Source organism: Blautia glucerasea (genome assembly GCF_013304385.1).
Lineage (GTDB): Bacteria > Bacillota > Clostridia > Lachnospirales > Lachnospiraceae > Blautia_A > Blautia_A ammoniilytica.
Genome location: NZ_JAAITU010000076.1, coordinates 1 through 7,306, shown reverse-complemented (window position 1 = coordinate 7,306; position 7,306 = coordinate 1). Strand labels below are relative to the sequence as shown.

Below are 7,306 nucleotides of genomic sequence, written 5' to 3'. Positions count from 1 at the left end.
CCGCACGTACGGTTCTGTGAGGGGCTTACATTGTGAGGTGTAAGTCTACTCGACTACAGGAAGTGTGACAAGAAAGCCAAAACGGTATACTGGGAAAAAGATTAAGAAAAGAATAAAGAGCTGGTTTTAATTGTAAAATTTATGGGGAACTAACATCAGCTTATTGACATAAATTTAAAAATAAGTATAATAATAGTTGAGTAATTGTTCAACTATTATTATTTGGAGATGAATATATGTCAAAAACGTCTTATATTTGTAATTGCGATGTAATTCATGAGGATATTGTGAATGATGTGAAATCCAAGATGCAGCCAAAAGATGATTATATCCAGTTGGCTTCTTTGTTTAAGCTATTTGGAGATGGAACTAGAGTACAAATCTTACACGCTCTAGAACAGAGTGAGATGTGTGTATGTGATCTTGCAGTGCTACTGGGGGTAACAAAATCTGCAATTTCGCATCAGTTAAAGGCATTACGCCTAGCGAATCTGGTAAAATTCCGTAAAGAAGCACAGATAGTTTACTACTCGCTGGCAGATGATCATGTGAAAGAGATTATTGACAAGGGATTTGAGCATCTTTGGCAGAAATAATATTTTTTAACATTATAGTTGAGTAATTGAACAATTAAACAAATTATAAGGAGATTATCATGAAACGCATATTTCTATTAAAAGGGTTGGACTGTCCAAATTGTTCCGCAAAAATTGAAAAAGAAGTCGGAGAGTTGGATGGAGTGCAATCCTCAGTGGTAAATCTGATGAAGCAGACGCTGACAATCAATGTTGCTCCAGCTGTCGCAAATACAATAGCCAGTCAGATTGAAACCATTGTCCACAGCCATGAGCCAGATGTGGAGGTTCAGGAAGAAACAATTATCCCCGTTACAAAGAGTTATTTGTTAAAGGGCTTGGACTGTCCGAACTGCTCCGCAAAAATTGAAAAAGAAGTCGGAGAATTGGATGGAGTACAATCCTCAGTTGTAAATTTGATGAAGCAGACGCTGACAATCAATGTTGCTCCAGCTGCCGCAAATACAATAGCCAGTCAGATTGAAATGATTGTCCACAGCCATGAGCCAGATGTAGAAGTTTCCGAAATTGCACAGGAATACTATATACCTGCAAAAAAACAGGATACCAATACATCCTATAACAATGAGGACAAGAAGTTGACGATTCGTTTAGCGATTGGCGCAGCAATCTATGGTATTGGTATGGCATTGACAGTTTTTGCGAAAGTGCCACTGCCTGTCGAGTTAGTTTTTCTCATTGTCTCCTATATTATTCTTGGCGGGGATGTTGTATGGCAGGCTGTGAGGAACATTTCAAAGGGGCGTGTATTTGATGAACATTTTTTGATGAGTGTTTCTACGATTGGGGCTTTTGTCATTGGTGAATATCCAGAAGCAGTTGCTGTTATGCTATTCTATCAGGTAGGTGAATTTTTTCAGTCATTGGCTGTTAAGCGTTCCAGAAAATCTATATCAGACTTAATGGATATACGTCCAGATTCTGCTATAGTAAGAAGAAATGGGGAATTGATTACCATATCTCCAGAAAATGTCTCCATTGGTGAGATTATTATTGTAAAGCCTGGTGAAAAAATTCCATTAGACGGTGTGGTATTGGATGGAGATTCTATGCTGGATACAAGGGCCTTAACAGGAGAATCAGTTCCGAGAAGTGTTCATAAAGGAGACGAAGCACTTTCCGGTTGTATGAATCAGACGGGTGTCTTAATGATTAAGACAACAAAAGCATTTGGTGAATCTACGGCTTCAAAGATTATTGATCTTGTGGAAAATGCGTCAAGCCGAAAAGCACCAACAGAAAATTTTATTACTACATTTGCACGTTATTATACACCTGTGGTTGTAATCTTAGCAGCTTTTCTGGCAATTCTGCCACCGATCATTCTTGGCGGAGGCTGGACAGAGTGGATTCGCAGAGGATTTGTTTTCCTTGTGGTATCTTGTCCATGTGCATTGGTTATTTCAATCCCGCTGACTTTCTTCGGCGGCATTGGTGCAGCATCTAAACGAGGTGTTCTTGTAAAAGGAAGCAATTATTTAGAGGCACTTAATAATGTCAGCGTTATTGTGTTCGATAAAACCGGAACACTTACAAAAGGTGTTTTCAATGTGACGGATATTTTGCCTGCAAATGGATTTTCAAAAGAACAGGTTCTGGAGTATGCGGCAGAGGCAGAGAGTTTTTCTAACCATCCTATTGCAAAATCCATTCTTGCTGCTTATGAAAAAGAAATTGATCAGTCAGTGATTTCTGATTATAAGGAAATTTCAGGATATGGAATCAGTGTAATGGTAGGGGAAAAGAAAGTTTTTGCTGGCAATACAAAACTTATGGATACAGAATGTATAGAGTACACAACCTGTGAAAAAGCAGGTACAAAAGTTTATTTGGCTGTAGATGGTCAATATGCAGGATGTATTTTGATAACAGATGAAGTGAAGCCGGACAGTAAAAAAGCAATTTCTGACCTGAAACATATCGGCGTGGAAAAAACAGTCATGCTTACCGGTGATGATGAAAAAATTGGGAAGTCTGTTGCAGAAGAATTGCAGTTGGATAAATATTATGCACAGCTGCTTCCTGACCAAAAAGTGGAAAAGGTTGAGCTTTTAGATAGTAAAAAGAGACCGGGAAGCAAATTGGCTTTTGTTGGTGATGGTATCAATGACGCTCCTGTCCTTGCCCGTGCAGATGTTGGTATTGCAATGGGTGGGCTTGGTTCGGATGCGGCCATTGAAGCAGCAGATGTAGTTCTGATGACAGATGAACCGTCTAAGCTGGTGGACGCGATTGAAGTAGCAAAAGCGACAAAACAGATTGTCATGCAGAATATAGTGATTGCTCTTGGGATTAAGAGTGTTTTCCTGATTCTTGGCGCTCTTGGTATTGCGGGAATGTGGGAAGCTGTATTTGGTGATGTAGGCGTTACCATAATTGCTGTTTTGAACGCAATGAGAATTTTGAAAAAATAGGAAATGAGGTGGAAATGTGAAACGAAAACTGATTCTGTTAGTTGTTACGATTGTTTTTCTTGTAGGTTTTGGTGTCATTTTACATTCACCGCCTTCTATGATTGATGCAGTCACAGGAGCAACACCGAAGTCAAAAAAGGCGGCGCAAGCCTCCGCACAGTTGGAAGGCTCTTATGTTCTCGGTATTAATATGATGTCAGATGGTCTCGACAACGAGAACACCCGGAATAAATTAAAAGAATTGGCACTGGACGATTCGGAAACAAATGAAACAGATCTCATGAAAACGGACATTAGTTTTCGGTTATATGTATCTGAGACGGATTATCCGCTTGTCAGTTATGCTAAGAAACTCTGTGACAGGTTGAAACAGGTCGGTTTTTCCGTAGATCTGAAAGAGTACAGTAACACAATGATGCTATCAAGAGTGGTAAGTGGAAAGTATGATGTATTCCTGGCATCGGATGATTTTATTGACGTTACAACGCTAACACAGATGGACTATATGATCATGGATAGCGAAGAAATGAGGTGAGCGGGAATTTATGAGAAAATGGAATACGATTTTGTCTGTTTTAATGCTTCTCATTTTTATGATTCATGGAATCATGGGCAGCTTTATGCTGAACGGAGTTGGAAGTAGTGCAGGGAAACTTCTTGCATGGATTGGTGTTGGTATTCTTGTTGTGCATACGGTGATTGGTGTCATCCTGACAGTTCAGAGTTTACAGACAGCGAAGCAATCAGGAAAAATGTATCTGAAACAGAACGCCATATTTTGGGCGAGACGAGCCAGTGGGATGGCAATACTGATTCTGCTGTTATTCCATATTGGCTTGTTTGGAAAGGTGCAGAATGGGACATATATTTTGTTCCCTTTTACAACGGTAAAGATGGTAACTCAGCTTTTGTTCGTAGCGGCAATTTTTGTTCATATTTTTATCAATATACGCCCATTGCTCGTATCACTGGGAATCATTAGTTATAAAGAACGAAGGAGCGATATTTATTTGATCCTTTCGGTGCTTCTTCTTTTTATAGCGGGAGCGGTTATTTTATATTATATTGGGTGGCAATATCTATGAGTAAGACAATTATTATTATAGGTGCTGGACTGGCAGGACTTTCAGCGGCTTTGCAGGCAGCGGAAAATGGATGCAATGTAAAACTGGTTTCCTTCCTTCCGTCAGAGCGGGCACAGTCTGTTATGGCGGAGGGCGGTATCAACGCAGCTTTGAATACAAAAGATGAAAACGACAGTCCCGAAGAACATTTTACAGATACAATAAAGGCAGCATGTGGTCTGGCAGATCCAAATGCAGTTTGGGGAATGACACAGGCAGCACCGGAGCTGGTGCACTGGCTGCTAAAACTTGGAGTTAAATTTAACATGAGTGGCTATGATGATGTGGATCTGCGGAATTTTGGCGGGCAGAAAAAGAAACGGACTGCTTTTGCACAGAGCGATACCGGGAAGCAGATCATGACAGCTATGATAGACGCTGTTCGCAGGAAAGAAGCATCTGGTATGGTAGAACGGTTCAGCCATCATTCTTTCCTAACACTTCGTCTGTGTGGCAATATTTGTTGTGGCTGCGTAATCAGGGATGAATACAGTCAGGAGACTGTGGAATTACCAGGGGATGCGGTTATTGTTGCCACCGGTGGTATGCACGGATTGTTTGGAAATACAACGGGTTCGCTGAGCAATACAGGAGAAGTCACCGCAGAATTGTTCCGGCTTGGTGTTCCTCTGGCAAATGGCGAGATGATCCAGTACCATCCGACAACTGTGAAATGTGGTGGAAAACGCATGCTCATCAGCGAGGCGGCCAGAGGGGAAGGTGGCAGGTTGTTTGCTATGAAAGATGGAAAACAATGGTATTTCATGGAGGAAAAATACCCGGAGCTTGGAAATCTGATGCCACGAGATATTACCGCCAGAGAGATATGGAAGGTCAGCCATGAATCAGAGGTATTTCTTGACATGACGGAAATATCGGAGGAGATTATTTCAAATAAGCTATCTGGTCTGGCAGACGATTGTATGACCTATCTGTATAAAGATATACGAAAGGAACCGGTGTCTGTTTTACCGGGAATTCACTATTTTATGGGAGGCATTCTGGTGGATGAGCAGCACAGAACGCCGATTCAGAATCTTTACGCTGCCGGAGAATGCTGTGCCCAATATCATGGTGCCAACCGTCTTGGTGGAAATTCTCTGTTAGGAGCGTTATACGGAGGACGTGTTGCGGCAAAATCAGCATGTGAACAGGCAGATGTAGTAGATCTATCTTGTGCGACACAGATAGATTTTCCACCAGCGTCTCAAATTTCAGAAATAAAGCAATTAAACAAAGTGATGCAGGATACTATGGGCGTTGTCAGAAATGAGAATACGTTGTTAAATGGGATTCAAACGGTACAAGCGCTGACAGGAAATCTTCCATTGCTTGGCATGGCAGTTCTAAAGAGTGCTCTTGCAAGAAAAGAAAGCCGTGGTGCACACTGGCGGGAGGATTATCCGAAGAGCAATGACGATGATTACCTTAAAACAACGGTAGCCAGATTTGATGGAAAGCAGATACAGATTTCCTTTGTACCTGTTCCAGAAAGGCGGTGATTCACTTGGTATATAAAATAAGAATCAGGCGGCAGGAGAGTCAGAAATCAGACAGTTATTGGCAGGAATTTGAGTTTGACGGAAGCAAAAACAGCTCTGTTGCCAATGTTCTAAAGGAATTGAACAGTAGAACCCCTTTGAAAGATAATTCAGGGAATATAGTTACTCCCATCAGCTGGGAATGTAGCTGTATGGTGCGAAAATGTGGGGCTTGCGCCATGCTGATTAACGAACGTCCGAGGCTGGCATGCTCTACATTTCTACATACGTTAAAAGGTTCTACAATCATCTTGGAACCTTTAAGCAAATTTCCGCTTGTAAGAGATTTGATCGTTGACCGGTCAATTCTGTTTGAAAATTTGAAAAAACTGAACCTTTGGCTTGAAAGTGAAGCTTATATGAATCCGTGGACACATGAACCGAGATACCAGTCGGCACGCTGTCTGATGTGTGGCTGCTGCCTTGAAGTGTGTCCTAACTTCTCTGCAAATGGGACTTTCGCAGGTGCTGTTGCTGCAGTCAACGCATTTCGGATTCTGAATGAAGAACAGGAAAGCACTCATTTGAATGAGATTTCTGCTGAATATAAGAAGAAATATTTTGAGGGATGCGGGAAGTCGTTATCTTGTCATGATATTTGTCCGATTGGTCTGCCTGTGGAAGAACTGCTTGTAAGGTCGAATGCAGCGGCTGTTTGGGGCAAATAAAATGGATGATAAAAGCTATAATGAATGTATGAAGAGAATCAAAAACTTGATTCTCTTTTTTAAAAATATATACATTGACAAATATCTATGTATATATTATATTGAACATAGACAATGATCAATGTGAGGTGTCAATATGAATGCAATGGATGTGGCTTTGATATGCAAGGCTTTGGGCGATGCGAACCGGCTGGAAATTGTACAGATGCTGTCGGATGGAGAAAAGTGCGGGTGTAAACTTTTGGAAAGATTTGAAATTACCCAGCCAACTTTATCCCATCATATGAAGATACTGGTAGGATGCGGCCTTGTGAATGATCGTAAGGAAGGAAAATGGCATCACTATTCTTTGAATTGTGAGACATTGATGAATTACAAACACTTTATAGAATCCCTTACTTGCCTTGGATGCGGTGACGGGGATTGTTGTAAATAATTTAAGGAGAGCAGATATCATGAAAAAAGAATCAAATTCAGGAATTAGTTTTTTCCAGCGTTACCTGACTGTAACCTGCCAAACATCAATCTGGGGCAGTTGCAGATAATTCTCGCAGCAGCGGGCTTACTTTCTGTATTAGCAACGGTTAGCTGTACGTTGTTCCTGTCTGCAAAATGTAAAGACACATTGACAGTTTTGCTGATCTCTATCGTAGTTCTTCTCATGCCGCTTTTTGCTTATGTGGCGATGGGAGCAACATGGCTCTCTACCTTACTTCCATCTGCCGGAATTGGTATGCAGAACAATTTCCTTTCTTAGCTTGCAAATTTCAATTATCTGAATATCGGTGGAATGAGTTTCTGGACACCGCATGTTATTTTGATTTCGGCAGGAATTGAATTATTTGTGTTTACATTCTTGGCGATTCATTCCTATTGCAGACATCAGGTAGCATAAAAGAAGTTCAAAATGGCTAATACGTAAATACCTTAAAGCAGGAATAATGGAGCAAGGAAAATTCGAGC

The 7,306-nt window shown here is 41.0% G+C and carries 7 protein-coding genes; all 7 read left to right on the top strand.

The window, feature by feature from the left end; genetic code table 11:
- Window positions 1-236 precede the first annotated feature (236 nt).
- The 7 genes from G5B11_RS17985 to G5B11_RS17955 all read left to right on the top strand — a co-directional run bounded on the left by G5B11_RS17985 (window position 237) and on the right by G5B11_RS17955 (window position 6,779).
- On the top strand, window positions 237-596 hold the full coding sequence (locus tag G5B11_RS17985) for an ArsR/SmtB family transcription factor (protein ID WP_015512809.1): 360 nt from the start codon (window positions 237-239) through the stop codon (window positions 594-596).
- A gap of 59 nt (window positions 597-655) precedes the next feature.
- On the top strand, window positions 656-3,010 hold the full coding sequence (locus G5B11_RS17980; RefSeq protein WP_173729252.1) for a heavy metal translocating P-type ATPase: 2,355 nt from the start codon (window positions 656-658) through the stop codon (window positions 3,008-3,010).
- A gap of 16 nt (window positions 3,011-3,026) precedes the next feature.
- On the top strand, window positions 3,027-3,545 hold the full coding sequence (locus G5B11_RS17975) for a DUF6921 family protein (RefSeq protein ID WP_173729251.1): 519 nt from the start codon (window positions 3,027-3,029) through the stop codon (window positions 3,543-3,545).
- A 10-nt stretch (window positions 3,546-3,555) separates the two neighbouring features.
- Window positions 3,556-4,095, top strand: coding sequence for a hypothetical protein (locus G5B11_RS17970; protein ID WP_025579815.1), 540 nt, complete (start codon window positions 3,556-3,558; stop codon window positions 4,093-4,095).
- Window positions 4,092-5,636: an FAD-binding protein gene (locus tag G5B11_RS17965; protein ID WP_173729250.1), complete on the top strand. Its 1,545-nt coding sequence runs from the start codon at window positions 4,092-4,094 to the stop codon at window positions 5,634-5,636. Before G5B11_RS17970 ends, G5B11_RS17965 begins: the two co-directional genes overlap by 4 nt.
- Window positions 5,633-6,343: a succinate dehydrogenase/fumarate reductase iron-sulfur subunit gene (locus G5B11_RS17960; protein WP_330603174.1), complete on the top strand. Its 711-nt coding sequence runs from the start codon at window positions 5,633-5,635 to the stop codon at window positions 6,341-6,343. Before G5B11_RS17965 ends, G5B11_RS17960 begins: the two co-directional genes overlap by 4 nt.
- A gap of 136 nt (window positions 6,344-6,479) precedes the next feature.
- Complete coding sequence (locus G5B11_RS17955) at window positions 6,480-6,779, top strand: ArsR/SmtB family transcription factor (protein ID WP_005330972.1); 300 nt, start codon at window positions 6,480-6,482, stop codon at window positions 6,777-6,779.
- Window positions 6,780-7,306: the final 527 nt, after the last annotated feature.

Bases quoted from the DNA above. Each gene is read 5' to 3' on its own strand.
- G5B11_RS17980 (WP_173729252.1), top strand. From the start codon at position 656: ATGAAACGCATATTTCTATTAAAAGGGTTGGACTGTCCAAATTGTTCC.
- G5B11_RS17965 (WP_173729250.1), top strand. From the start codon at position 4,092: ATGAGTAAGACAATTATTATTATAGGTGCTGGACTGGCAGGACTTTCA.
- G5B11_RS17955 (WP_005330972.1), top strand. From the start codon at position 6,480: ATGAATGCAATGGATGTGGCTTTGATATGCAAGGCTTTGGGCGATGCG.
- G5B11_RS17970 (WP_025579815.1), top strand. From the start codon at position 3,556: ATGAGAAAATGGAATACGATTTTGTCTGTTTTAATGCTTCTCATTTTT.
- G5B11_RS17985 (WP_015512809.1), top strand. From the start codon at position 237: ATGTCAAAAACGTCTTATATTTGTAATTGCGATGTAATTCATGAGGAT.